The organism is Arthrobacter agilis (assembly GCF_030816075.1).
Taxonomy (GTDB): Bacteria; Actinomycetota; Actinomycetes; order Actinomycetales; family Micrococcaceae; genus Arthrobacter_D; species Arthrobacter_D agilis_E.
In genome coordinates this window covers 901,965-926,586 of record NZ_JAUSXO010000001.1, presented here as the reverse complement: position 1 = coordinate 926,586, position 24,622 = coordinate 901,965, and the positions used below count along the sequence as shown (strand labels likewise).

Sequence of the window (24,622 nt, the reverse complement as noted above, 5' to 3'; positions counted from 1 at the left end):
GGGAAGCGGCGGGCGCGGGCGTGTTGCGCCTGCTAGCGGTCGGAGCCGAGCTGCTCGGGGGCCGGGAGCGTGCCCGAGGCGACGCTGTCCTCCTGGCCGTCGGTCACGGTCTCTTCGGACGCGGTGGTCCCGCCGTCCGCGGCCGCGGGCTCCTCGACCGGGTCGGCCACAGGTGCCTCGACGGCCACCGGTGCCGGCTGCTCGGCGGGGATGCTCGGAGCCGCGATGAGGACCTCGGGCTTGGGCCCTTCCTTCGCGGGCTCCGGGGTGCCGGTCACCTTCTTCGAGTCCAGCTCGATGGTCCCGAACGTCGGGGAGGAGACCATGCCGAGCTTCGTGGCGGAGGCCGCCAGGTTCTGCGGCGCCTCCTTGCCTTCGATCTCGAGGACCAGGGCGTCGTTCTGCTGGCTCAGGGCCACCTGCTGGTTGCGGAGCTGCACGAGTTCGTACTGCGTGCCGGAGACGGAGATGTTCAGCATGAGCACGGCGGCCAGGGCCGCGCCGAGCACGAGCAGGCTGAAGACGGCGAAGGGCACCCGGCGGCGTGCGGGCCGTGCGGGGACCACCGAGAGCGGCGTCCGCGGTTTCTGCACCGGGCCCGTGGCACCCGGGGTGCCGCCGCTCAGTCTCTCCGGGGCGACGGCGAGGGCGCCGTGTCCGGCGTAGGCAGTGGCACGGTGTCGCTTCTCAGCAGTCAATACCTGGCTCATCTGGTCTTCCTGTCGACGGGTCCTGCTTTGATGCGTTCGACCGCGCGGAGCTTGGCGGATGCCGCACGGGGGTTCTCTTCGATCTCCGCTGCCGTCGGCGCTTCGGTGCCGCGCGTGAGCGAGCGGAGGTACGCCTTGTGTTCCTCGAGTTCGACCGGGAAGCCGACGGGTGCGGAGGACCTCGTGCCCGCGGTGAAGGCACTCTTCACGATGCGGTCCTCGAGGGAGTGGTAGGACATGGCGACGACCCGGCCGCCGACGACGACCGCGTCGACGGCTGCCGGCATGGCACGCTCCAGGACGGAGAGTTCCTCGTTGACCTCGATCCGCAGGGCCTGGAACGTCCGCTTGGCGGGGTGTCCCCCGGTGCGTGCGGCGGCGGCCGGCACGACGCCGCGGATGACGTCGACGAGCTGCGAGGTGGTGCGGAAGGGCTCGGTCTCCCTGGCACGCACGATCGCGGAGGCGATCCGTCCGGCGAACTTCTCCTCGCCCCAGGTGCGGATGATGCGCAGGAGGTCTTCGGAGGCATAGGTGTTGACCACCTCGGCGGCCGTGATGCCCCTGCTCGTGTCCATGCGCATGTCCAGGGGCGCGTCGTAGGAGTAGGCGAAGCCACGGTCGCGTTCGTCGAGCTGCAGGGAGGAGACCCCGAGGTCGAAGAGCACGCCGTCGACGCCCTCGATACCGAGGTCCGCGAGCACCTCCGGCAGTTCGTCGTACACGGCGTGGACCAGGTCGGTGCGGTCCGCGTAGGGGGCGAGGCGCTCCCCTGCGAGATCGAGCGCCTCGGTGTCGCGGTCGATACCGACGAGGTGGGCTGTCGGGAAGCGCTCGAGCATGGTCTCCGAGTGTCCGCCCATGCCGAGTGTCGCGTCGACGACGACCGCGCGGCGTCCTGCGGCTTCCGCGGAGGCGACGGAGGGGGCGATCAGGGAGACGCAGCGGTCGCGGAGGACGGGAACATGGCGCTCACCCGTCGGCCGGTCTCCGCCCATGCGTCCTCTCCCTCCTGCAGTTCGCCATTTGTCGTCTCGGTGTTTCTGCAGGCTGGCAGACGGGAGTGTCATGCTCTTGAGTCAGACCCCCATCCGGCCGGATGGTCCCCGCCTGGCTCCGGGGAAGTGGAGCCAGGTGGCGGACCGTGTCCGGCGGCTGGAGATCTCATCCAAGAGATGCCGCCCACCCGCGAATACGTGCTGCTTCGTCGTCGTGCTGGTACTGCTGGTACTGCTCGTTCCGCCGGCCTCAGATGATGCCCGGGAACCCGTCCTCGTCCGTCTCGGAGAAGGCGGTCTCCTTCTCCGTCAGGTAGGACTCCCAGGCGTCGGCCGCCCAGATCTCCGCACGGCTTCCCGCGCCGATCACTGCGAGCTCCCGGTCCAGGCCTGCGTAGGTCCTGAGGGCCGGCGGGATGGTGATCCTGCCCTGCTTGTCAGGGACCTCGTCCGAGGCTCCTGACAGGAAGATGCGGTTGTAGTCCCTCGCCTGGCGTGACGAGATCGGCGCCGCCCGCATCTGCTCGTGCACCCTTTCGAATTCACTCATGCTGAACACGTAGATGCAGCGTTCCTGGCCCCTTGTGAGGACCAGCCCCTCGCTCAACTCCTCACGGAATTTCGCAGGGAGAATCAGCCTGCCTTTTTCATCGAGGCGGGGGGTGTGAGTTCCGAGGAACATCCCTGACCGCCTGTTCTGAGTCCGCCAAGCCCAGCTATTTGCTGCCTTGCTCTTATGTTCCCCACTTTACTCCACAACTCTCCCCGGTCAATGCAACCGGGGCGCGGCGCGCCCGGCGCGGCGCGGCTTTTCCGGGGCGCCGCCCGCGCCACGAGTGGGATCGGGCACCGTGCGGTCCGCGGGGAGCGAAGTGGAGGGCGGGGAGCGTCATCGATGCTGCGTGGGGCACCGAGGGAGGGGCGTCCGCGGGCGGTCGACCAGGGCGGTCAGCGATGGTTAACGAGGAAGAACCCGCCGTGGCGGGTTCTTCCTGACGCTGTCTGTGCGGGGGCGGAGCTAGGTCTGATCGCGCTTGCGCTCGTCCCATTTGTCCTCGAGGCTGGACATGAAGCCGCTCTTCCCGGGGGATGGTGTCTTCGACGGCCGTCCCTCCGGCTGGCCCGCATCCGGCTGCCTGGACTTCGTGGTGGCGAAGTAGACCCCTGCGCCCATGATCAGGAATCCGACCACCCCGACGATCGTCAACTGGTAGACGATGCCGGCGAGGAGGACGAGGATGCCCGCGATCGTGATGAGCGAACCGATGACCAGGCGCCGGGTCGACATCGACTTGCGCGTGTCCGAGGCCATCGAGTGGGCGAACTTGGGATCATCGGCGTGTAACTGCTGTTCGAGCTGATCAAGCAACCTCTGCTCGTGTTCCGAGAGTGCCATGACCGCCTCCTTGATGTGGATACCAACGTTCCCGTACCCGACCAACGACCCGCACGTGAACCGGGTTCCCGGCGGAAGAGCGTGAACCGCGGGCTCCGGAGGGCGGAAATACGTGCAGGACGGCAGGCGGGCTACCTGCTTAAAGACTAGTTTGCTCCTCGTTGCGTGCAAAGTCACAATGCGGAGTTGATGCGGCCGTTCGGGGGATGCTAACCGGCGCCGATACCGCTCACGCGAGCGGCTCCGGCCGGCGGCGGGCGTCCCGGTCCCGGGGCGTCCCGGAGGGGCCGGACGGGTGTCCCCCGGTGCCGGCGGCAGGGCGCCGCACCGGGAGTCCGGCCGGGGTACCCTTCACCCCGTCGACGCCGTCCCGGGGCTTCGGACGGAGCAGCCCTGCGGGCACCACGCCGGCATCTCCGAACTTCCGGTTCACGTCGTCGAGCGCCCGCTCGGCGATCCGCCAGTTGTCGTCCCGCCGGTCGATCGTCAGCTGCGTGGAACCGTCTCCGGCCGGCTCGAGGGACTCGGCGCGCAGGCCGATCAGCCGCACCGCCTGCGGCCGTTCGCCCAGTGCTGCGAGGAGGGCGGTCGCGGCACCGTACAGCGCGTTCGCGCTGTCCACGGGCTCGTCGAGCTTCCGGGACCGGGTGAGCGTCGAGAAGTCCGCGTAGCGCAGCTTCAGCGCCACTCCCCCGGCCCGGTACCCCGAGGCACGCAGGCGGGTCGCGGTGCGGTGCGCCAGCCTCAGCAGTTCCCGCCGCAGGGTCTCGGAATCGTCGATGTCGTGCGAGAACGTCTCCTCCGCGCCGATGCTCTTCTCCTGCCTCGACACCACCACCCGTCGTGGGTCACGCCCCCACGAGAGGTGGTGGACGTGCTCGCCGGACGCCCCGAGCAGTCTCCTGAGCGTGGTCACCGGCGTGTGGGCGACGTCCTGGACGGTGTGGATCCCGATGCGCGCGAGGACCTCCTGCGTCTTGGCGCCCACCCCCCACAGCGCCGACACCGGCAGGGTGTGGAGGTAGGCGACGGTCTGATCGCCGGGGATGAGCAGGAGACCGTCGGGCTTGGCGCGCGTCGAGGCGATCTTCGCAACGAACTTGGTGGTCGCCGCGCCCACGCTCGCCGTGATGCCGAGGGTCGCCTGGATCTCGGCCCGGACCTGCTCGCCGATCTCGCGTGGCCCGCCGAGCCGCCGCAGGGACCCGGCGACGTCGAGGAAGGCCTCGTCGACGCTCAGCTGCTCGACCTCCGGCGTGACCGCGCGGAAGATGTTCATGACCTCCCGCGACACCTCCGCGTAGCGCCGCTGGTGGGGAGGGAGGATCACTGCGGTGGGGCACTGCCGCATGGCGATGGCCATCGGCATCGCGGACCGCACGCCGTACCGGCGGGCCTCGTACGAGGCGGACAGGACCACCGAGCGCCCCGACGGGGATCCCACGACGACGGGCACGCCGCGCAGATGGGGGTGGTCGAGCAGTTCGACGGAGACGAAGAACGCGTCCATGTCGATATGGAGGATGTGGCACTCCGCATGCTCGACCGGCTTCGACCCCTCATCCCTTGACACGCACATATCGTACGCAGTGCCACCGACGTCGGACGGTCGGGCCCCGGTGGCCGGCACCCGACGGGTCCGCCATGGAGCCGTCGACCCGTCGCAGCGGGCGGCAGGAGGATCGGCCCCGGCGGATAGAGTGGAAGCACCACGTCCAGCCGACCTGCCCGGGAGATCCATGCTGTCCGCACCCGCCACCCCTGACCAGGACGGCTCCGTTCCCGACGCCATCCCGGAGGAGCAGGAGCGGTTCCGGTCCTCGCTCACCCGCGGCATCGAGGCCTTCCTCGCCGAGCAGCGCGAGGTGCTCGCGGAGATCTCCGCGGAATCGCTGCCGCTCATCTCGAGCATCGCCGCCCTGACGGGCGGGGGCAAGAGGATGCGCGCCCTCCTGTGCTACTGGGGCTGGCGGGCGGCGGGCGGCGCCCCGACGGCGTCTGCCCCGGTCGTCGCGGGCACCGCGCTCGAGTTCTTCCAGGCGGCCGCCCTGATCCACGACGACATCATCGACCGCTCGGACACCCGGCGTGGACGGCCGAGCGTCCACCGGCAGTTCACGGCACGGCACACGGACGCGGGCTGGCACCTCGATCCCGAACGCTTCGGGGTCTCGGCGGCGATCCTGGCGGGGGACCTCTGCCTCGCCTTCAGCGAGGAGCTCTTCACGGCCTCGTGTGCGGGCATCCCGGGCCCCACGGGAGAGGCGGCCCGCACGATCTTCAACCGCATGCGGACCGAGGTCATGGCGGGCCAGTACCTCGACCTGCTGGAGGAGGCCGTCGGGCCGGACCAGACGCCCGCGGTGGCCGAGGAGCGCGCGCTCAACATCCTCCGGTTCAAGTCCGCGAAGTACTCGATGGAGCGCCCGGTCATGCTCGGCGGAGCGCTGGCCGGCGCCGACGATGCCCTGCTGTCCGCGTACTCGGCGTTCTCACTCCCCCTGGGTGAGGCCTTCCAGCTCCGCGACGACGTGCTGGGGGTCTTCGGCGATCCGGAGGTCACCGGCAAGCCTGCCGGGGACGACCTGCGCGAGGGCAAGCGCACGTTCCTCATCGCGCGGGCTCTCGGATCGGCCGGTGACGGCGTCCGCGCCCGAATCAACGCGATGCTCGGGGACACGTCCCTCGACGACGACGCCATCGGCATCCTCCGCGGCCTGATCCTCGACACCGGCGCCCTGGCTCATACCGAACAGCTCATCGCGGAGAGGTCCGAGGCTGCCTTCACGGCGCTGGACCGCCTGGAGATCGACGAGGTCTCACGGCGGGCCCTCCGCCTGCTGGCGGAGGCCGCGGTCACGCGGACCGCCTGACACCACCGATCCGTCGCGACGGATCGAAGCCCCGTGGCGGGCCCGCTGCCCGCCGTCGATCGGTCCTCGCCCTACCAGGCGGCTGCCTGGGCGCGACGGCGGATCTCCGTCTTCCGACCGCCGCGCAGGGCGTCGATGGGGCGGCCCGGGAGTGATTCGTCCTCGGTGTAGAGCCAGCGGATGATGTCCTCGTCGCCGTACCCGGAGTCGGCGAGCACCACCACGGTGCCCCGCAGGCTGTCGAGGACGGCGCCGTCCATGAGGAAGTCCGCGGGGACGCTGCGGATGTTCCGCTCACCGATGCGTACGCTGACCAGCGACCTGTCGCTGATGAGTGAGTGCACGCGGGTGATGGGCAGATCGAGGGCCGCGGCGACGTCCGGGAGGTTCAGCCAGGCGGGGACGAGGTGTTCGAGTTCAGTCACCGTCCAAGCCTGCCATGCTCCCGCAGGCAACTCCACTCGGGCGCCGCGGGAGGACCGGCGGCGCCGGACGGTGCCTCCGGTCGGCGCACTGTCGACGCAGGAACGACGCAGGACCGACGCAGTGCCGGCTCAGGACTGCCGCAGGAACACGCGCTCACGCCCGGCTCGCGCACGACACGCCGGAACCCCTGGTTCACACCGATTTCGGAGCTCTTGTGCTACTCCCCTTTTCGTGTAAATTCACAGGAGTCACTCAAGTAACAGTATCAACACGTGACTCAACAGCATCACCAGCACGTGTACGTACCCAGCCGGGGAGCACTGCCTCGGGTACGTGCGTCCGCGCGGACTCAGCCGCCAACAGACGAGGAACGAACCATGACTGCCCAGCGATCGAACGCACCGCTGAACGGCGCCCGCAGGAAGGCCGCCGGCGCCAGCCGCCGCGGCCTGAACGTCGCCGTGACCACCGCCGCACTGCCCGCGGTGATTCTCTCTTCCGTCGCCCTCGCCCAACCGGCGTCGGCAGCACCCACCCTGCAGGCGCCCGCGGTGCGGCACCTCGCGGGGCCGACCGCCCAGGTCCCCGCACGAGCAGTCATCCCCGCAGCCCTCGTGGCCGCCCAGGTCCCGGCGCAGAAGATCGCGGTCCACACGGCGACGACGCCGAGCGACTACACGATCAAGCCGGGCGACACCATCGGCGCGATCGCCAAGCGCTTCGGCCTGGCGACGGATGCCGTCCTCACGCTGAACAAGCTGGACGCGCGCACCATCATCTACCCCGGGCAGAAGATCAGACTCACCGGCAACGCCGCACCGGCCACCACGAAGGCTCCCGCTGCAGCGGCCCCTGCAGCACAGCCGGCGGGCGCGACCTACGTGGTCAAGCCGGGCGACACCCTCGGCGCCATCGCCTCCCGCAACGGCGTGAGCCTGCCGACCCTCCTGTCCGCCAACAAGCTCTCGATGACCTCGATCATCTACCCCGGCCAGAAGATCACCCTGGGCGCAGCCGCCGCACCCGCGCCGACCAAGCCCGCCCCCGCCCCTGCACCGGCCCCCGCACCGGCCCCCGCCGGCGGCAGCTACACGGTGAAGCCCGGCGACACCCTCGGCGCCATCGCCTCGCGCAACGGTGTCGGCCTCGATGCCCTGCTGAAGGCGAACAACCTCGGCATGACGTCGATCATCTACCCCGGCCAGACCCTGAAGCTCACGGGCAGCGTCACCACGCAGGCGACCCCGCCCCGCGCACCCGCCCCTGCACCCGCACCCGCACCCGCGGCCGGTTCCTACACCGTGAAATCGGGCGACACCCTCGGCGCCATCGCGTCGCGGAACGGCGTCAGCCTGTCCAGCCTGCTGACCGCGAACAAGATGACGGCGACCTCGATCATCTACCCCGGGCAGAAGCTCACCCTCCCCGGCGCGAACACCGCTCCGGCTCCCGCTCCCGCCCCGGGTAACCTCGTGCCCTCGACCTTCCTGGGCTACCAGTACCCGGACCGGGTGGTCGCCGACGCCAACGCCAACAAGGCGCTCCTCAACTCCATGCCCGCACCTTCGCAGGCCGAGATGAAGCAGATCGTCGCGGACACGGCCCGCTCCATGGGTGTCGACCCGAGCCTCGCGCTCGCCTTCGCGTTCCAGGAGTCCGGTTTCAACCAGCGCGCGGTCTCCCCCGCCAACGCGATCGGGACCATGCAGGTCATCCCGTCCTCGGGGCAGTGGGCGAGTGACCTCGTGGGTCGCAAGCTGAACCTGCTGGATCCGTACGACAACGCCACCGCAGGCGTCGCGATCATCCGTTCGCTCGTGCGGACCAGCGCCTCGCTGGACATCGCCATCGCCTCCTACTACCAGGGCCAGTACTCGGTCCAGACGCGGGGCATGTTCGAGGACACCAAGCAGTACGTCGCGTCCATCAAGGCCCACCAGAAGAACTTCAAGTAGGGCCTCCCGTCCGGCGACGGGCGGAACGGGGGCGGAACGAGGGGGCGGGATCGCGTGGTGGTCCCGCCCCCTTCCGCGTACCCGATTATCATCGGAGGGTGCACCAGCTACGCAGGGATCCGCTCGAGGGCGCAACCGTCGACGGACGGTACGTCGTCCAGTCGAGGCTGGCCCGTGGCGGGATGTCCACCGTCTACCTGGCCACCGACCGGCGCCTCGACCGGCGCGTGGCCCTCAAGGTCCTGTACCCGCACCTGGCCGAGGAGCCCGGCTTCATCGACCGCTTCGAGCAGGAGGCCAAGTCGGCGGCACGCCTGTCCCACCCGCACGTGGTGGGCGTCCTCGACCAGGGAGTGGACGAGATCGGCGGGCAACCGGTCGCCTACCTCGTCATGGAGTTCGTCCCCGGTCGGACCCTGCGGGACGTGCTGCGCGAGAACGGCCGGCTCACCCCGCGCCACGCGCTGAAGCTCCTGGACGCCGTGGTCGAAGGACTCGCCGCGGCCCACGAGGCGGGCCTGATCCACCGCGACGTCAAGCCGGAGAACGTCCTGATCTCCGACACCGGCAACGTGAAGATCGCCGACTTCGGGCTCGCGCGCGCGGTATCGGCGAGCACCGGTACCGCGACGCTCGTCGGGACCGTCGCCTACCTCTCCCCCGAACTCGTCCTCGGCCGGCCGGCGGAGGCACAGAGCGACATCTACTCGACGGGCATCATGCTCTTCGAACTCCTGACCGGACGACAGCCCTTCACGGGTGAGTCCCCCATCCAGGTGGCCGTGCAGCATGCTCAGTCGGAGGTCCCCGCACCGTCCGTGATCCTGCCCGGGCTGGCCGCGGACATCGACGAACTCGTGCAGTGGTGCACGTCGAGGGACCCCGAGGACCGGCCGGTGGACGGCGCCGCGCTCCTCGGCGAACTCCGGCACATCCGCTCGACCCTCAGCGACGCCGACCTGGACTTCGCGCCGGCCGACCCGCCCGCACCCGTCCCGGACCAGGACACACTGACGGCCGCCGTCGTCCCGCGCCTGGTGGGCGACGGCGCACCGACCGAGGCCCTGCGGTGGCCGGCACCTGCCGGGGACGGTGACACCGAGCGCGTCCCCGACGACGCCGCCGGGGGTGCCCGGGGCCTGACGGAGGTGCTGCCCGGCGCGGCGCTGGAGGACAACAGCACCCGTGTGATCGGCCGCGACCACAACGCGACGCGGGTTCTCGGCGCCATGCCGCAGCAGCCCCCGTCCCGGGGAAACCCGCTGCCGCCGGACGACGGCGCCCCCGACCACGACGGCCGGGACGCACGGCAGCTCCACGAGGTCTACGGCACGCCCCCGGCAGGACGGCCGGCGGGCAGCAGCAGCGCCAGGCCGCCGTCGAAGCGGCAGCAGGCACGGCAGGCCCAGCGGCCCCAGAAGAGCCTCCAGGGCCGGACGGCGCGCCGCTCCGTGCGGCTCCTCGCCGTCCTGCTGGTCCTCCTGGCGGGCCTGGTGGCCGGCGTGGGCTGGTTCTTCGGTGCCGGCCCGGCAGGCCTGGTGTCGCTCCCCGATGTCGCCGACTCCACGCTGGCGGACGCCCGTGCCGTCCTCGAACGGGAAGGGCTGGCATCCCTGTCCACCGAGGAGGTCTTCGACGAGCAGGTCCTCGAAGGCGTCGTCATCGCGACGGAACCCGCCGCCGCGTCCCCGGTCCGCCGCTTCGAACGCGTGGAGCTCATCGTGTCCAAGGGGCCGGAGCTGTTCGCGGTTCCCGACGTCGTGGGGAGGACGCGGGCCGAGGCGACGGAGGAGCTGCGCGCCGCCGGGCTGGCCGTCGGAGGGCTCGAGGAGGAGTACAGCGAGTCGGCTCCGGCGGACGAGGTCGTCCGCCAGTCTCCCGGACAGGGCGCCCAACGCCGCCGGGCGTCGACCGTGGACCTCGTCGTATCGCGCGGTCCGGCCCCGATCGCCGTCCCGGAGGTCACGGGACGCCCGGCGAAGGAGGCCGTCGCCGCGCTGGAGCAGGCAGGGCTGGAGGCGAGGGTGGCGGACGGCCGGGAGTACAGCCGGACCGTCCCCGAGGGCGCGGTGGCGCGCCAGGATCCGTCCGGCGCACCGGGCACCGAGGTACAGCGGGGGACGGCCGTGACGCTGACGCTGTCCCAGGGTCCGCGCATGGTGAAGGTACCCAGCGTGTTCTCACTGCCGGAGGAGCGCGCGGTCGCGACGCTGGAGGCGGCAGGGTTCACCGTGCAGGTGGACTACACCTTCGGCAGCGCGGTCCTCGGACTCGTGGCCGGGCAGAGCCCGACGGGCGAGCAGCCCGAGGGTTCGACGATCCGGATCACGGTCACCTGACCACCGCCGCGGGTCCTCCGCGCGGTGCGCGGATACCTGCGGGACCCGCCGTCGTCCCGCCCCGGGCGGGCGGTGGAGCGGACGACGGCGGGACATCGACCCGGACGGTCAGCTCTTGGAGAGGGCTCCTGCGACCAGGAAGGCCATCTCGAGCGACTGCATGTGGTTCAGGCGCGGGTCGCACACCGACTCGTAGCGTTCCAGGAAGGCGTCCTGGTCGATCGGGTCGGCACCGCCGAGGCACTCGGCGACGTCGTCGCCCGTCATCTCGACGTGCAGACCGCCCGGGAAGGTCCCGAGGGCGTTGTGCACCTCGAAGAACCCGCGCACCTCGTCGATGACGTCGTCGAAGTTCCGGGTCTTATAGCCGTTCGGGGACGTCACGGTGTTGCCGTGCATGGGATCGGTCACCCAGAGGACCTGGGCGCCCGACGCGGTGACGCGTTCCACCAGGGCCGGCAGCTTCTCCCGGATGTTCTGCGCCCCCATGCGGGTGATGAACGTGAGCCTGCCCGGCTCGCGGGCCGGATCGAGCTTGTCGATGAGCGCCAGGGCGTCGTCGGCCGAGGTCGAGGGGCCGAGCTTCACGCCGATCGGGTTCCGCACGCGGGACAGGAAGTCCACGTGCGCGCCGTCGATGTCGCGGGTCCGCTCGCCGATCCACAGGAAGTGCGCCGAGGTGTCGTACGGCAGGGACGTGCGCGAATCGATGCGCGTGAGGGCGCGTTCGTAGTCGAGGAGGAGGGCCTCGTGGCTGGCGAAGAACTCCACACGCTTCAGCGCCTCGAAATCCGCGCCGCAGGCGTCCATGAACCGCACGGCCCGGTCGATCTCGCGGGCCAGCGACTCGTACCGCGAGTGCGCGGGGTTCGCCATGAAACCCTTGTTCCAGTGGTGGACGAGGCGGAGGTCCGCGAAACCGCCCTGCGTGAACGCCCGGATGAGGTTCAGCGTCGACGCGGAGGTGTGGTAGGCCTTCACCATGCGCGCGGCGTCGTGGCCTCGGCTCTCCGGCGTGAAGTCGTAGCCGTTGACCATGTCGCCCCGGTAGGCGGGGAGGGTGACGCCGTCGCGCGTCTCGTCGTTGGACGATCGCGGCTTGGCGAACTGGCCGGCCATGCGTCCCATCTTGATGACGGGCAGCGAGGCGCCGTACGTCAGGACGACGGCCATCTGCAGGATCGTGCGGACCCGGGCGCTGATCTTGTCGGCGGTCGCGCCGTCGAAGGTCTCCGCGCAGTCCCCGCCCTGGAGGAGGAACGCCTTGCCCTGCGCGGCGGCGGCGAGCCGTTCGCGCAGCACGTCCACCTCGCCGGCGAAGACCAGCGGGGGGAGGCTCGAGAGTTCCTTGACCGACGCCGAATAGACCCCGGGGTCCTGCCACGAGGGCTGCTGGACCGCCGCCATGGAGCGCCAGGCGTCGAGGCCGGCGGTGGAGGGGGCAGGAGCCGCGGTACGCGGGAGGGCGGGAGCTAGCGAATCAGTCACAGGGGAATTCTACGGGCTGGGCCTCCGGTGGCCCGATTCGGCCCGTCATCGCGGTGTCCCGCGGTGTCATACAGCCCGGCCCGGCGTGCCGGGTGCGATCAGCCCGCGTCCGGCTGCTGGACGTCCGCGTGCTCGGCGCTCTTCGGGTCCCCCGCGGGGGTGCCCCTGTCGGCGGACGGCGCGCGGCCGATCTCCGTGACGGTGCCCGGCGCGGGGCCGGCCGGATCGGTGGCGATCCGGACCGCGGCACGGCGGGTGTCGGCTCCGGGCTTCGGCGTCTTGCGGCCGGCGGCCTTCTCCGCGGCGAGCCGCTCCTTGACCGTGCTCGCATAGGCGTCCACGTACTCCTGCCCCGAGAGGCGCATGAGCTCGTACATGATCTCGTCGGTGACGGAGCGCTGGACGAAGCGGTCGTCCTCCAGCCCTTCGTAGCGGCTGAAGTCGAGCGGCTCGCCGATGATGATCCCGACGCGCCGGATGTTGGGGATGCGCCGGCCGATGGGCTGGACCTTGTCCGTCCCGATCATCGCCACGGGGATCACCGGCACGCCCGTGGCGAGCACCAGCTTCGCGACGCCGGTCTTCCCGCGGTACAGGCGCCCGTCGGGGCTGCGCGTGCCCTCGGGGTAGATCCCGAGGACCCCGCCCTCGTTGAGGATGTCCATGCCCGCGGTGAGGGAGGACGACGACGCCGCCCCGCCCGAGCGGTCCATGGGCAGCTGGTTGGAGAGGCGGAAGAAGAGGGCGGTCAGCCTGCCCTTGACCCCCTTGCCCGTGAAGTACTCCGACTTGGCGAGGAACACGACGGTACGGGGGACCACGATGGGCAGGAAGATCGAGTCGGAGAAGGACAGGTGGTTGCTGACGATCACCGCGGGCCCCGACGAGGGGATGTTGTCGAGTCCCTTGACCCAGGGCCGGAACAGGAGGTTGAGGATCGGACCGACGATGATCCGCTTCATCACCCAATAGAACACGCTGCTCGTCCTCCCTGCATGGACGGAACGGCATTCGGCATGCCGCCCGCTTTTTCCTGTGGAAGCCTACTCTAAGGGTGTGAGCGCCATGGAGGGCACGTCGCGGGCAGGTCCGGGGGGCTCCGACACGCTGGGGACCGGTTGACGTGGCGGCGCACGGTGTCCACGATTGAACGAGCACGCCCTCTGATTCCCAGGAAGCCGGGCGGAGATCCTCCGCTCCCGGACCGCAGCACGCGACAGCAGGTAGCAAAGTATGGGCCCCCGAGGTCAGGAACCGAACGAATCCACCGATGACGCCGTCTGGCAGGACCTCGTCGCGCGCCTCGAGGGGACCTCCACGGATCCGTCCGGAACTCCCGGGCGTCCCCCCACAGCCCCGCCCGAGGAACCTGCCGCCCTGCCCCCGGAGACGCGCGGCCCCCGGGCGGAGGCGCGCGGCGCCCAGGATCTCACGGACCGGGAGCGCGCCGACGCGATCTTCCGCGACCAGCCCCTCCGTGCCACCGGACCCCGCGACTATGCCGCTCCGGAGGAGCCGGAGGAGGACGAGGGCTTCACCCCGGACGAGCCTCCGCCGCTGGGCTCCGGTGATCCCCTGACGGTCCTCGCCTGGATCGGCGCCGCGGGCGGACCGATCACGCTGCTGCTGTTCGCCATGTTCTGGCGGGACGCGCCCCTGGCCGCCACGCTCGGCGTCCTGGCGCTGTTCCTCGCGGGCGCGGGCTATCTCGTCACCAAGCTGCCGAAGCACCGGGACATCGGGGACGACGGCGCCGAGGTCTAGGGCGCCCCGTCCGGCCGCCGCCTAGGTACCGCTGCGCGAGAGCAGCCGCGACAGGTCCGCCGCCCCGATGAGCCCCGCCTCGGGTCCGAGGGCCGCCCGCTCGATACGGGCCGCCGGCCGGAAGCCGCGGCCGGTCAGGTTGCGGCCGAAGGCGCGCCGTGCGGGCTCGAGCAGGAGTTCGCCCGCCGCGCTGAGTCCGCCGCCGATGACGAACGTCCCGGGATCGAGCGCTGCGGCGAGATTGGCCAGCCCGAGTCCCAGCCACTGCCCGACGTCGTCGACCAGCTCGCGGGACGCTGGATCACCCTCCATCGCCAGACGCGTCACGAGCGCCCCGGTGATGGCGGCGTGACCTTCGGGTGCGGCGTCGATGATGGCCCGGGCCACGGGGGAATTCGCGCCGGCGAGTTCACGGGCCTCCCGCCCCAGCGCGTTGCCCGAGGCGTACTGCTCCCAGCAGCCGCGGTTCCCGCACTCGCACCGGTGGCCCTGCGGCACGATGATCTGGTGCCCGAACTCGCCGGCCACGCCGTGCCGTCCGCGCTCGACGCGCCCGCCCATGATCATGGCCCCGCCGATGCCCGTGCCGAGGGTGACGCAGACGAGGCGGGACTCCCCGCGGCCGGCGCCGAATCTCCACTCGGCCCACGCGGCGGCGTCGGCGTCGTTCACCACCGTGACCCGCCGGCGGAGCATCCTCTCGAGGTTCCGCCGGAGCGGTTCGTTGCGCCACGCCAGGTGCGGGCTGAAGAGCACGGTGCTGTTGGAGAGGTCCATCCAGCCGGCCGCCCCGATCCCGACGGAACGGATCCGGAACTCCCGCGACAGCTCCCGGACGAGCTCGGTGATGACCGCCTCGACGGCGCGCGGGTCGTGGCCGGGGGTGGCACGGCGCGCCTCGGCGAGGATCCTCCCGCGGACGTCCACGACACCCGCCGCCACCTTCGTGCCGCCGATGTCCACCCCGACCGCGAGGCCCCGGCGTGCGGGGTTGGCGAAGGTGCTGCGCGCGGTCCGTACGGCCGGCGGCGTGCCGCGGCCGGCGTGCCAGGCGTCGGCCCGAGGACGGCGTACGCGCGGTCCGGCCGGGTCGGGGGTGATGGGCATCAGGTGCCTCCTCCGTCCTGTGGGGGCGCGCCGGCGCCGCCGTTACCGATTCGTACATTACTGGACGGTAATTCGGCCGACCGAACCGATAGGCTGAGACCTGCCTCACGGTCGAGGCGATATCGAAGGAGCTATCGTGCGCGACATCAGCGTTCCCGTCCTCGTGGACGTCCCCCGCCAGACCAATACGACGGATCTCGTGGTGCGGCAGGCGGCCAAACCCTCCAACCCGGCCCTGTTCGCGGTCAAGGGCGCCTCGGGCGAGTGGGAGAACATCTCGGCCACCGAGTTCCGGCGCCAGGTCGAGGGCGTCGCGAAAGGCCTGATCGCCTCGGGCGTCCGGGCCGGGGATCGCGTGGCCATCATGGCCCGCACGCGCTACGAGTGGTCACTCGCCGATTTCGCCATCTGGTTCGCGGGCGCCGTCTCCGTCCCGGTGTACGAGACCTCCTCCCCCGCCCAGGTCGCCTGGATCCTCAGCGACTCGGGCGCCGTCGGAGCGTTCGTCGAGTCCGCCCGGCACGAGGACGTGGTCCGGCAGGCGGTGATCCTCGAGGGGATCGAGGGCCCGCGGCACGTGTGGCAGTTCGACGGCGGCGGACTGGACACGCTCCGCACCGCGGGCGCCGGTACCGATGAGCAGACCCTCTCGGACCGCCGCGCGTCTGCAGGACTCGACGACGTCGCGACGATCATCTACACCTCCGGCACCACCGGCAAGCCGAAGGGCTGCGAGCTGACGCACGGCAACTTCGTCGAACTGTCCGAGAACGCCGCCGCGGCCCTGCCGGAGGTCGCGCGGGAGGGCGGACAGACCATCATGTTCCTCCCGCTGGCCCACGTCTTCGCGCGGTTCATCTCCGTGCTGTGCGTCGCGGCGGGCGCCACGGTGGCCCACACCCCGGACGTTAAGAACCTCCTGCCCGATCTGCAGAGCTACCGGCCGACCTTCATCCTCGCCGTGCCCCGCGTGTTCGAGAAGGTGTACAACAACTCGATGCTGAAGGCCGAGGACGGCGGCAAGGGCCGGATCTTCCACGCCGGCGCCGACGTCGCCATCGCCTGGTCGAAGGCCGAGCAGGCCGGCAGGATCCCGCTGGGCCTGAAGGTCAAGCATGCCGTCTTCGACCGGCTGCTCTACGGCAAGATCCGCACCGCGATGGGCGGGCGTGTCCAGCACGCGGTCTCAGGCGGCGCGCCCCTCGGGGACCGGCTCGGCCATTTCTTCCACGGCATCGGGCTCATGGTGCTCGAGGGCTACGGCCTGACCGAGACCACGGCCCCCATCACGGTGAACACGCCCAAGCGGATCAAGATCGGCACCGTGGGCGCCCCGCTGCCGGGCAACGCGGTGAAGATCGCGGACGACGGCGAGATCCTCACGAAGGGCGTCTGCGTCATGAAGGGGTACTTCGACCGCCCCGACCTCACCGAGGACGCCTTCGTGGACGGCTGGTTCCGCACGGGCGACATCGGCGAATTGGACGAGGACGGCTTCCTGCGGATCACGGGGCGCAAGAAGGAGATCATCGTGACGGCCAGCGGGAAAAACGTCATCCCGGCGCTGCTCGAGGACGCTATCCGCGCCAACGCTCTGGTCTCCCAGTGCGTGGTCGTCGGTGACCAGCGGCCCTTCATCTCGGCGCTCATCACGCTCGACGAGGAGGCCCTGCCGGGCTGGCTCGAGCGGCACCACCTGCCGGCCGGCACGACGACGGCGGAGGCCGCGGACCACCCGCTGGTGCTCGCCGAGATCCAGGAGCTCGTGGACGGCGCCAACACCACGGTGTCCCGTGCGGAGGCCATCAAGGTGTTCCGGATCGTCGCCACCGACTTCACCGAGACCACCGGTCACCTGACGCCGTCCCTCAAGATCAAGCGTGCCCAGGTCCTGAAGGACTATGCGGACATCGTCGAGTCCATCTACTCCTCCGCCACGGTGTAGGCGCCCTCGCGGGCCGGTCTCCGACGCCCGGCCGGCCCGCCTACCCGGTCTTCAGGCTGAGCAGTGCGTTCTCCACCACCTCGGTGAGCGCCGGATGGATCCAGTACTGCCCGCGGGCCATGGTCCGGGCGTCGAGCCCGAAGGACATGGCCTGGATGACCGGCTGGATGATCATCGACGCCTCGTGGCCGAGGATGTGCGCGCCGAGGATGCGCCCGGTCTGCTGCTCGGCGATGAGCTTCACGAACCCGTGCGTGTCCTCCATCGCCCAGCCGTAGGCCGTCGAGCCGTAGTGCTGGACGGCGGTGACGATCGGGGATCCGGTACGGTCCGCATGGCTCAGCGCCTGCCCCTCGGTCATCCCCACGGAGGCGACCTGCGGGTGGGAGAACACCGCGGAGGGCACGAACCGGTGGTCGGCGGGGCGGAGCGCGCCGGGGTGCAGCAGGTTGTGTGCCACGACCTTCGCCTCGTGGTTCGCCACGTGCTTCAGCTGGTAGTCGCTGCTCACGTCGCCGAGGGACCAGAGGCCGGGCACCGGCAGGCCGCGGCGCAGCACGCGCTGGTAGCCGTCGACGACGAGCCGGCCGTCGTCGTGCAGGTCCAGGCCCGCCTCGCGCGCGCCCAGGGTGTCGGTGTTCGGTGTGCGCCCGACGGCGACGAGCACGGCGTCGACGTCGAGGTCCGTCGGGCCCCCGGGGCCGTTGAGCCGTGCGGTGACGCTGCCGTCACCGTTGGCGGTGATCTGCGTGACGTCGGTGTCCCGCCTGAGATCCCACTGGCGCGCGGCCTGCTCGGTGAACACCTCGGAGACGGTCTCGTCGAGGCTGCGCAGCATGCCCCCCGAGCGGACCGCGATGGTCACCGCCGTGCCGAAGGCCCCGAACACGTGCGCGAACTCCGCCGCGATGTACCCTCCGCCGATGATCAGCAGGCGGCCGGGGAGGTCCTCGAGCCGCATGACCGTGTCCGAGGTGTGCACCTGCGGCAGCTCGATGCCGGGGATCGCGGGACGGACCGCCCGCGATCCGGTGGCGATGACGAGCTGGTCTGCGGTGACGTCGTCGCCGGAGGCGGTGCGGAAGGACCTCTCCCCCGTGAGGCGGACGTGCTCCTCGATCAGTGTCACATTCGCGAGTTCCTCGGCGCGGTAGGACCTGCCGCCCTCGGAGATGGCATCGATCCGGGTGAAGATGCGGTCGCGGATGTCCCGCCAGCGCACCTTCTCCAGCGACAGGTCCACGCCGAGCCGGGACGACTCCCCGGCCGCGGCCGCCAGCCCGGCCGGGTACACGTACATCTTCGTGGGGATGCACCCGACATTCAGGCAGGTACCGCCGAAGGTGCCTCCCTCGACGAGGACCACCGTCCGGTCGTCCCATTCCGGCGAGATGAGGGTGTTGCCGGAGCCGGAGCCGATGATCGCGAGGTCGTAGTGGGTCACATCCCGCAGTGTAGCCGCGCCCGGTCGGCGAGCTGGTCCACCACGGTCGCCTTGGCCACGAGATCGTGCCGGACGTGCGCCTGCGCGGGATCCTGCGCGGGACCGGCGGCGGGATCCGCGTCCGCTGGTACGGGGTCCGGTCCGCCTGCCGAGGATTCGGTCGGGGCGCTTGCCATGGTTCCTCCACGTGGTCCGGCGGGCCCGCGCAGGGCGGAACCGCCTACTGCTTCTGCTCAGCGCCCCACTCTCGCGTGACGGCCGGTCGGCGGTGTCGGGGCGCTGAGCACGTCAGGACGCCGTGATGACGAGGAGGAGGTCCCCTCCCTGGGCGGGTGCGGCGTCGGTGAAGGCGACCCGCTGCACGGTCCCGGCGATGGGCGTGGTGATGCTGGCTTCCATCTTCATGGCCTCGATCGTGGCGACGGTGTCGCCGGCGGCGACGGTATCGCCTTCGGCGCGGGTGACGGTCACCGAGCCGGCGAACGGTGCGGCGATGTGGCCGGGGGTGCCGGGGTCGGCTTTCTCGGCGGCTTTGATGTCGCTCTGGATGCTCTTGTCCCGCACGCTCACGGGTCTCATCTGCCCGTTGAGCGTGCACATCACTGTGCGCATGCCCTTCTCGTCGGGGTCGGACACGGCTTCGAGGGTCGCGATGAGCCGGACGCCCTTCTCGAGCTCGATGACGTGCTCGGTACCGGTCTGCAGGCCGTAGAGGTAATCGGCGGTGCCCAGCAGGGAGACGTCCCCGTAGGTGTCGCGCGTGGTCCTGAAGTCCTGGGTGGGCCCGGCGAACAGCAGGGTGTTCAGCGCGTTGCGGCGCTGCGTGGAGGTCCCGGCGAGGTTCTTCTCGTCCTCGGCGGTGATATCCGCATCGCGGGGCTTGAGTTCCCGGCCCTTGAGGGCCTTGGTGCGGAAGGGCTCGGGCCAGCCGCCGGGCGGGTTGCCGAGGTCCCCGTTGAGGAATCCGATCACGGAGTCGGGGATGTCGAAGTCCTGCGGGTTCTCCTCGAACGCGGCGGGCTCCGCGTTCGATCCCACGAGGGCCAGGGCGAGGTCTCCGACGACCTTCGAGGACGGGGTGACCTTCACGAGGCGTCCCAGGATGCGGTCCGCGGCCGTGTACATGTCCTCGATGGCCTCGAAGCGTTCCCCCGAGGCCGAGGGCGATGGCCTGCTGCCGGAGGTTGGAGAGCTGGCCGCCGGGGATCTCGTGGCGGTAGACCCGTCCGGTGGGTCCGGGCAGCCCGGACTCGAACGGGGCGTACATGCGCCGCACCGCCTCCCAGTAGGGTTCCAGCGCGCACACGTTCCCCAGGTCCAGGCCCGTGTCCCGGGGCGTGTGGGCCAGGGCCGCGACCAGTGCGGAGGCCGAGGGCTGGCTGGTGGTGCCGGCCAGGGCGGCGCTGGCGACGTCGACGGCGTCGACCCCGGCGTCCACGGCGGCCAGCAGGGTCGCCAGCTGACCTCCCGCGGTGTCGTGGGTGTGCAGGTGTACCGGCAGGTCGAACCGTTCCCGCAGGGCGGCCACCAGCTTGGCGGCGGCGGCGGGGCGGAGCAGGCCGGCCATGTCCTTGATCGCCAGGACGTGCGCGCCGGCGTCGACGATCCGCTGGGCCAGGTCGAGGTAGTAGTCCAGGGTGTAGAGCGTCTCGGCCGGGTCGAGCATGTCCGCGGTGTAGCACAGCGCCACCTCGGCGACCGCGGTCCCGGTGTCCCGGACGGCCCGGATGGCCGGTTCCATCTGTGTCACGTCGTTCAGGGCGTCGAAGATCCGGAAGATGTCGATCCCCGACGCTGCCGCTTCCTGCACGAACGCGGCGGTCACGGCCTCCGGGTACGGGGTGTAGCCGACGGTGTTCCGCCCGCGCAGCAGCATCTGCAGACAGATGTCCGGGATCTCACGGCGCAGCGCGTCCAGGCGCTCCCACGGGTCCTCCCCCAGGAAGCGCAGGGCCACGTCGTAGGTCGCCCCGCCCCAGGCCTCCACCGACAGCAGGCCCGGCGTCAGCGCCGACACGCTCGCGCCGGCGGCGACCAGGTCCCGGGTCCGTACCCGGGTGGCCAGCAGCGACTGGTGCGCGTCCCGGAACGTGGTGTCCGTGACCGCGACCGCGGTCTGTTCCCGCAGGGCCCGCGCGAAGCCCTCGGGGCCGAGCTCCAGCAGCCGCTGCCGGCTCCCCGCCGGTGCGGCGGAAGCATCGGTGCCGGCAACACCGGAACCCTGACCGGTGTTCGGGCCGGCGTCCTGTCCGGTGGCGCTGGTGGTGGCGCTGGTGTCGGGCAGGACGGGTAGTTTCTCCTGCGGGTCCAGGTGCACCGGGCGGGGCCCGTGGGGCTGGTTCACCGTCACGTCCGCGAGCCAGGTCAGCAGTTTCGTGCCGCGGTCGGCCGGGACGCGGGCCGTGAGCAGTTCGGGCCGTTCGTCGATGAACGACGTGGCGACGTTGCCGGCGATGAAGTCCGGATCGTCCAGGACCGCCTGCAGGAAGCTGATGTTCGTGGAGACCCCGCGGACCCTGAACTCGGCCAGCGCACGGCGGGCGCGTGCCACGGCGGTCGGATAGTCCCGGCCCCTGCAGGTGAGCTTGACCAGCATCGAATCGAAGTGGGGGCTGATCTCCGCCCCCGCATACACCGTCCCGCCATCCAGGCGTACCCCGGCGCCACCGGCGGACCGGTACGCGGAGATCCGGCCCACGTCGGGGCGGAACCCGTTCGCGGGGTCCTCCGTGGTGATCCTCGACTGAAGGGCCGCACCGCGCAGGAACACCGTGTCCTGGGACAGTCCCAGGTCCGCCAGCGTCTCCCCGGCCGCGATCCGCAGCTGGGCCTGCACGAGGTCGACGTCGGTGACTTCCTCGGTGACCGTGTGCTCGACCTGGATGCGGGGGTTCATCTCGATGAACACGTGCTGTCCGGCGCGTTCCCCGACCGTGTCCACGAGGAACTCGACGGTCCCGGCGTTCACGTACCCCAGGGCGGTCGCGAACTTCACCGCGTCCCGGTGCAGGGCCTGCCGGATCCCCTCGTCCAGGTTCGGGGCCGGGGCGATCTCGATGACCTTCTGGTGCCGGCGCTGCAGGGAGCAGTCCCGCTCGAACAGGTGCATGACGTTGCCCTCGGCGTCGGCGAGGATCTGCACCTCGATGTGCCGGGGCCGCAGCACGGCCTGCTCCAGGAACATGGTCGGATCCCCGAACGCGGACTCGGCCTCGCGCATCGCGGCCTCCAGCGCCTCCGGCAGCGCCTCCCGCGTGTCCACCCGCCGCATGCCGCGCCCGCCGCCACCGGCGACGGCCTTCGCGAACACGGGGAACCCGATCTCGTCCGCCGCGGCAATCAGCTCACCGACGTCGGCGCTCGGACGCGACGAGGCGAGCACCGGGATACCCGCCTTGCGCGCCGCGTCCAGGGCCTTGACCTTGTTCCCGGCGAGTTCCAGTACCTCGGCCGGCGGGCCGACGAACGTGATGCCGGCCTCCGCCGCGGCGCGGGCCAGACCCGGATTCTCGGACAGGAACCCGTACCCGGGGTAGATCGCATCGCAGCCGGCCTCCCGGGCCACACGGATGATCTCCTCGACGTCGAGATACGCCCGGACCGGGTGGCCCTCCTCCCCGATCAGGTACGCCTCGTCCGCCTTCTGCCGGTGGATCGAGTTGCGGTCCTCCTGCGGGAACACCGCGACCGTCTTCGCACCCACCTCGTATCCGGCCCGGAAGGCACGGATGGCGATCTCACCACGGTTGGCTACCAGAATCTTCGAGAACATCGCACTCCTGCATCCTTGCGGGTCGGGTCCTGCACGCTGGACTGATCCTACCCGGCGGGCCCTTTTCGTCCATGGCCCGCGCACGGCCGGGACGGGCGCCCGCCCGGACCCCGGGCGGGTGCGGCCGGCCCGTCCGGGGCGGATGGTCGCCTCGCCCTATGATGGGTCGGGGATCAATCGGACAGCCGCGCGTCCCGGCGGCAGCCAGAGTTAGGTAGAGGTTCAACACGTGCAGGTAGTGAGCATCAGCAGCCTCAAAGGCGGCGTGGGCAAGACGTCGGTCACCCTGGGGCTGGCCTCGGCCGCACTGGCAGCGGGTATCCGCACGCTCGTCGTCGACCTCGACCCCCACGCGGACGCGACCACCGGCCTCGGCGTGCGCGCGACCGGCCAGACCGACGTCGGCCGCCTGCTGAAGAATGCGCGGCGCGGCGATCTCGCGGCGAACATCGTCCCGAGCGGCTGGGTGGCCACCGCGGTGAAGAACCCGGCTGCCCGCGCCTCCACGCTCGACGTCGCCATGGGCTCCGCGTACTCCGGGATCTACGACAGGCCGGACCTCGGGCGCCGCGACCAGCAGCGGCTGTCCCGCCTGCTGTCCCGCGTCGAGGGGTACAGCCTCGTGCTGATCGACTGCCCGCCGTCACTCAACGGGCTGACGCGGATGGCCTGGACCGCGAGCAACAGGGTGCTGCTCGTCGCGGAGCCCAGCCTCTTCTCCGTGGCGGGGACGGAGCGGACCATGCGTGCGCTCGAGCTGTTCCGCCAGGAGTTCGCGCCCGACCTGCAGACAGCAGGCATCGTGGCGAACCGCGTCCGGTCGACCTCCAACGAGCACTCGTTCCGCCTGAACGAGATGCGGCAGATGTTCGGGGACCTGCTGCTGAGCCCCGCCATCCCGGAGCAGGCCAACTGGCAGCAGATCCAGGGCGCCGCGTACTCCGTACATCACTGGCCCGGCGAACCCGCGCAGCAGGCCTCGGCGTACTTCGACGAACTGCTCAGGAGTGTGACGGATTCGGGCAGGATGCGAAGCCGCGCCGCGCGGCGCTGACGCCGGTCCCGCCACGGTATGCGACCGGGCGGGTGGTCCCTCGCCGGGCTAGCTGATCTTGCGGGTGGCCCGGCGCTTGCTGAGCTCGTCGCCGGGGAAGTCCTGGTCGGTGGCGTGCTCGCTCGGCAGGGCCGCGAGGCTTCCTTCGACCTCCCGCCAGACACGGCCGACGGCGATCCCGAAGACGCCCTGCCCGCCCTGGACGAGGTCGATGACCTCGTCGGCCGAGGTGCACTCGTAGACGCTCGCGCCGTCGCTCATGAGGGTGATCTGTGCAAGGTCCTCGACGCCCCGCTCGCGGAGGTGCTCGACGGCGCTGCGGATCTGCTGGAGCGAGACCCCGGTGTCCAGGAGGCGCTTGACGACCTTGAGGACGAGGATGTCGCGGAATCCGTACAGGCGGTGCGTGCCGGACCCGGAGGCGCCGCGGACGGCGGGCTCCACGAGACCGGTGCGGGCCCAGTAGTCGAGTTGGCGGTACGTGATGCCGGCGGCCTTGCAGGCCGTGGGGCCGCGGTATCCGGCGTCCTCGTCGAGGACGGGGAGGTCTTCCGTGAACAGTAAGCCCTGGGCGCTTGCTGGGACACCAGCGCCTGCCGGGCTGGTTGCCTTGCCGGCGTCACCCTTCGGACTCACGTGCTGCCTCCTCGTAGGGTTCCCGGGGAGTTTGCTCATCAGGCGGAACCTCAGGATGTGCACTCAAGTGTGCCCCGAGCCCCCCACACACGCAACGGGAACTGTATTCTTCGACGTTAGATCCCGGGAGGGTCGAGGTCAAAGAGGTTGGGCTGCAACGGTCGGCGTGTCGTGCACGGCTCGCCACCCAAGCGGCGGACAGCCCGGACTCAGCGCTCGAAGTCCTCCGGTTCGACGTCGGCGAGGAACTCCCGGAACTGGAGGACCTCCTTCTCGGCCGTCTCCTCCGTGTCGCCCTGCTCCGTGTCGTCGGCGTCCGCATCCGCGATCTCCACGCCCGCGACGGCCAGGACCTCGTCGGCGCAGTAGATGGGGCACGGGACGCGCAGGGCGACTGCCAGGGCGTCGGAGGCCCGTGAACTCACGGTCACGCCGTCGCTGAACACCAGTTGGGCGTGGTAGACGGTGTCCTCCACCGAGGTGATGCGCACCTCGGTGATCTCCTTGCCGGCCGCTGCCACGACGTCGACCAGGAGGTCATGCGTCATGGGGCGCGGCGGCACGATGCCCTGCTGCACGAACGCGATGGCGCTGGCCTCGGGCGCTCCGATCCAGATCGGCAGGTGCCGCTCCCCCGCGGTTTCCCGCAGGAGGACCAGCGGCTGGTTGGACGGCAGCTCGATCCGGACGCCGACCACTTCTACTTCGATCACGG

General features: G+C 70.9%; 19 protein-coding genes and 1 pseudogene. 6 read left to right on the top strand and 14 right to left on the bottom strand.

The annotated features are described in order from the left end of the window. Positions 1 to 32 precede the first annotated feature (32 nt). From QFZ50_RS04065 to dinB, 5 genes are all read right to left on the bottom strand, one after another. Positions 33 to 710 carry a hypothetical protein gene (locus QFZ50_RS04065; protein ID WP_307082143.1) on the bottom strand — a complete coding sequence of 226 codons (678 nt, stop codon included), beginning with the start codon at positions 708 to 710 and terminating at the stop codon, positions 33 to 35. Beyond that, positions 707 to 1,708 carry a 16S rRNA (cytosine(1402)-N(4))-methyltransferase RsmH gene (rsmH, locus tag QFZ50_RS04060; protein WP_307082141.1) on the bottom strand — a complete coding sequence of 334 codons (1,002 nt, stop codon included), beginning with the start codon at positions 1,706 to 1,708 and terminating at the stop codon, positions 707 to 709. Before rsmH ends, QFZ50_RS04065 begins: the two co-directional genes overlap by 4 nt. Positions 1,709 to 1,958: 250 nt before the next feature. Next, entirely contained in the window at positions 1,959 to 2,390 is a 432-nt protein-coding gene (gene mraZ / locus QFZ50_RS04055; RefSeq protein WP_307082140.1) for a division/cell wall cluster transcriptional repressor MraZ, read from the bottom strand. 336 nt (positions 2,391 to 2,726) lie between these two features. Next, the gene (locus QFZ50_RS04050; RefSeq protein ID WP_307082137.1) at positions 2,727 to 3,104 is read right to left on the bottom strand and encodes a DUF3040 domain-containing protein; all 378 of its coding nucleotides are present in this window, start codon (positions 3,102 to 3,104) and stop codon (positions 2,727 to 2,729) included. Between the two features lie 229 nt (positions 3,105 to 3,333). Beyond that, entirely contained in the window at positions 3,334 to 4,683 is a 1,350-nt protein-coding gene (gene dinB / locus QFZ50_RS04045; RefSeq protein ID WP_373462246.1) for a DNA polymerase IV, read from the bottom strand. 160 nt (positions 4,684 to 4,843) lie between these two features. Between dinB and QFZ50_RS04040 the strand changes: the two genes are divergently transcribed. Continuing rightward, complete coding sequence (locus QFZ50_RS04040; RefSeq protein ID WP_307082133.1) at positions 4,844 to 5,977, top strand: polyprenyl synthetase family protein; 1,134 nt, start codon at positions 4,844 to 4,846, stop codon at positions 5,975 to 5,977. A 71-nt stretch (positions 5,978 to 6,048) separates the two neighbouring features. Here QFZ50_RS04040 and QFZ50_RS04035 read toward each other — a convergent pair whose 3' ends face one another. Beyond that, entirely contained in the window at positions 6,049 to 6,402 is a 354-nt protein-coding gene (locus QFZ50_RS04035) for an Rv2175c family DNA-binding protein (protein ID WP_307082131.1), read from the bottom strand. A 378-nt stretch (positions 6,403 to 6,780) separates the two neighbouring features. Between QFZ50_RS04035 and QFZ50_RS04030 the strand changes: the two genes are divergently transcribed. After that, positions 6,781 to 8,358 carry a LysM peptidoglycan-binding domain-containing protein gene (locus QFZ50_RS04030; protein WP_307082129.1) on the top strand — a complete coding sequence of 526 codons (1,578 nt, stop codon included), beginning with the start codon at positions 6,781 to 6,783 and terminating at the stop codon, positions 8,356 to 8,358. A 98-nt stretch (positions 8,359 to 8,456) separates the two neighbouring features. Then, the gene (locus tag QFZ50_RS04025) at positions 8,457 to 10,697 is read left to right on the top strand and encodes a Stk1 family PASTA domain-containing Ser/Thr kinase (RefSeq protein WP_307082127.1); all 2,241 of its coding nucleotides are present in this window, start codon (positions 8,457 to 8,459) and stop codon (positions 10,695 to 10,697) included. Positions 10,698 to 10,805: 108 nt separating this feature from the next. Here the strand turns inward: QFZ50_RS04025 and QFZ50_RS04020 are convergent, their stop codons facing one another. Together QFZ50_RS04020 and QFZ50_RS04015 are read right to left on the bottom strand one after the other, a co-directional pair. Further along, positions 10,806 to 12,185, bottom strand: coding sequence for a class II 3-deoxy-7-phosphoheptulonate synthase (locus QFZ50_RS04020; RefSeq protein WP_307082125.1), 1,380 nt, complete (start codon positions 12,183 to 12,185; stop codon positions 10,806 to 10,808). Between the two features lie 98 nt (positions 12,186 to 12,283). After that, on the bottom strand, positions 12,284 to 13,162 hold the full coding sequence (locus QFZ50_RS04015; protein WP_307082122.1) for a lysophospholipid acyltransferase family protein: 879 nt from the start codon (positions 13,160 to 13,162) through the stop codon (positions 12,284 to 12,286). A gap of 256 nt (positions 13,163 to 13,418) precedes the next feature. Here QFZ50_RS04015 and QFZ50_RS04010 point away from each other — a divergent pair, with 256 nt between their 5' ends. Then, the gene (locus tag QFZ50_RS04010) at positions 13,419 to 13,949 is read left to right on the top strand and encodes a hypothetical protein (protein ID WP_307082120.1); all 531 of its coding nucleotides are present in this window, start codon (positions 13,419 to 13,421) and stop codon (positions 13,947 to 13,949) included. A gap of 21 nt (positions 13,950 to 13,970) precedes the next feature. Here the strand turns inward: QFZ50_RS04010 and QFZ50_RS04005 are convergent, their stop codons facing one another. Continuing rightward, positions 13,971 to 15,056 carry an ROK family glucokinase gene (locus QFZ50_RS04005; RefSeq protein ID WP_307082118.1) on the bottom strand — a complete coding sequence of 362 codons (1,086 nt, stop codon included), beginning with the start codon at positions 15,054 to 15,056 and terminating at the stop codon, positions 13,971 to 13,973. 136 nt (positions 15,057 to 15,192) lie between these two features. Between QFZ50_RS04005 and QFZ50_RS04000 the strand changes: the two genes are divergently transcribed. After that, on the top strand, positions 15,193 to 17,001 hold the full coding sequence (locus QFZ50_RS04000; protein WP_307082116.1) for an AMP-dependent synthetase/ligase: 1,809 nt from the start codon (positions 15,193 to 15,195) through the stop codon (positions 16,999 to 17,001). 40 nt (positions 17,002 to 17,041) lie between these two features. On the opposite strand, the gene QFZ50_RS03995 is transcribed toward QFZ50_RS04000, so the two are convergent. The 3 genes and pseudogenes from QFZ50_RS03995 to QFZ50_RS03985 form a co-directional block, all read right to left on the bottom strand. Next, complete coding sequence (locus QFZ50_RS03995) at positions 17,042 to 18,445, bottom strand: mycothione reductase (protein ID WP_307082114.1); 1,404 nt, start codon at positions 18,443 to 18,445, stop codon at positions 17,042 to 17,044. Next, positions 18,442 to 18,621, bottom strand: coding sequence for a hypothetical protein (locus QFZ50_RS03990; protein ID WP_307082112.1), 180 nt, complete (start codon positions 18,619 to 18,621; stop codon positions 18,442 to 18,444). Before QFZ50_RS03990 ends, QFZ50_RS03995 begins: the two co-directional genes overlap by 4 nt. A gap of 112 nt (positions 18,622 to 18,733) precedes the next feature. Next, positions 18,734 to 22,217, bottom strand: a pseudogene (locus tag QFZ50_RS03985) (pyruvate carboxylase). Between the two features lie 229 nt (positions 22,218 to 22,446). Here QFZ50_RS03985 and QFZ50_RS03980 point away from each other — a divergent pair. Beyond that, entirely contained in the window at positions 22,447 to 23,271 is an 825-nt protein-coding gene (locus tag QFZ50_RS03980) for a ParA family protein (RefSeq protein WP_307082110.1), read from the top strand. A 48-nt stretch (positions 23,272 to 23,319) separates the two neighbouring features. Here QFZ50_RS03980 and QFZ50_RS03975 read toward each other — a convergent pair whose 3' ends face one another. Further along, a complete protein-coding gene (locus QFZ50_RS03975) occupies positions 23,320 to 23,907 on the bottom strand; it encodes a MerR family transcriptional regulator (protein WP_307082108.1) in 588 nt (195 codons plus the stop codon). Between the two features lie 209 nt (positions 23,908 to 24,116). Beyond that, entirely contained in the window at positions 24,117 to 24,620 is a 504-nt protein-coding gene (locus tag QFZ50_RS03970) for a bifunctional nuclease family protein (RefSeq protein WP_307082106.1), read from the bottom strand. Positions 24,621 to 24,622 lie beyond the last annotated feature (2 nt).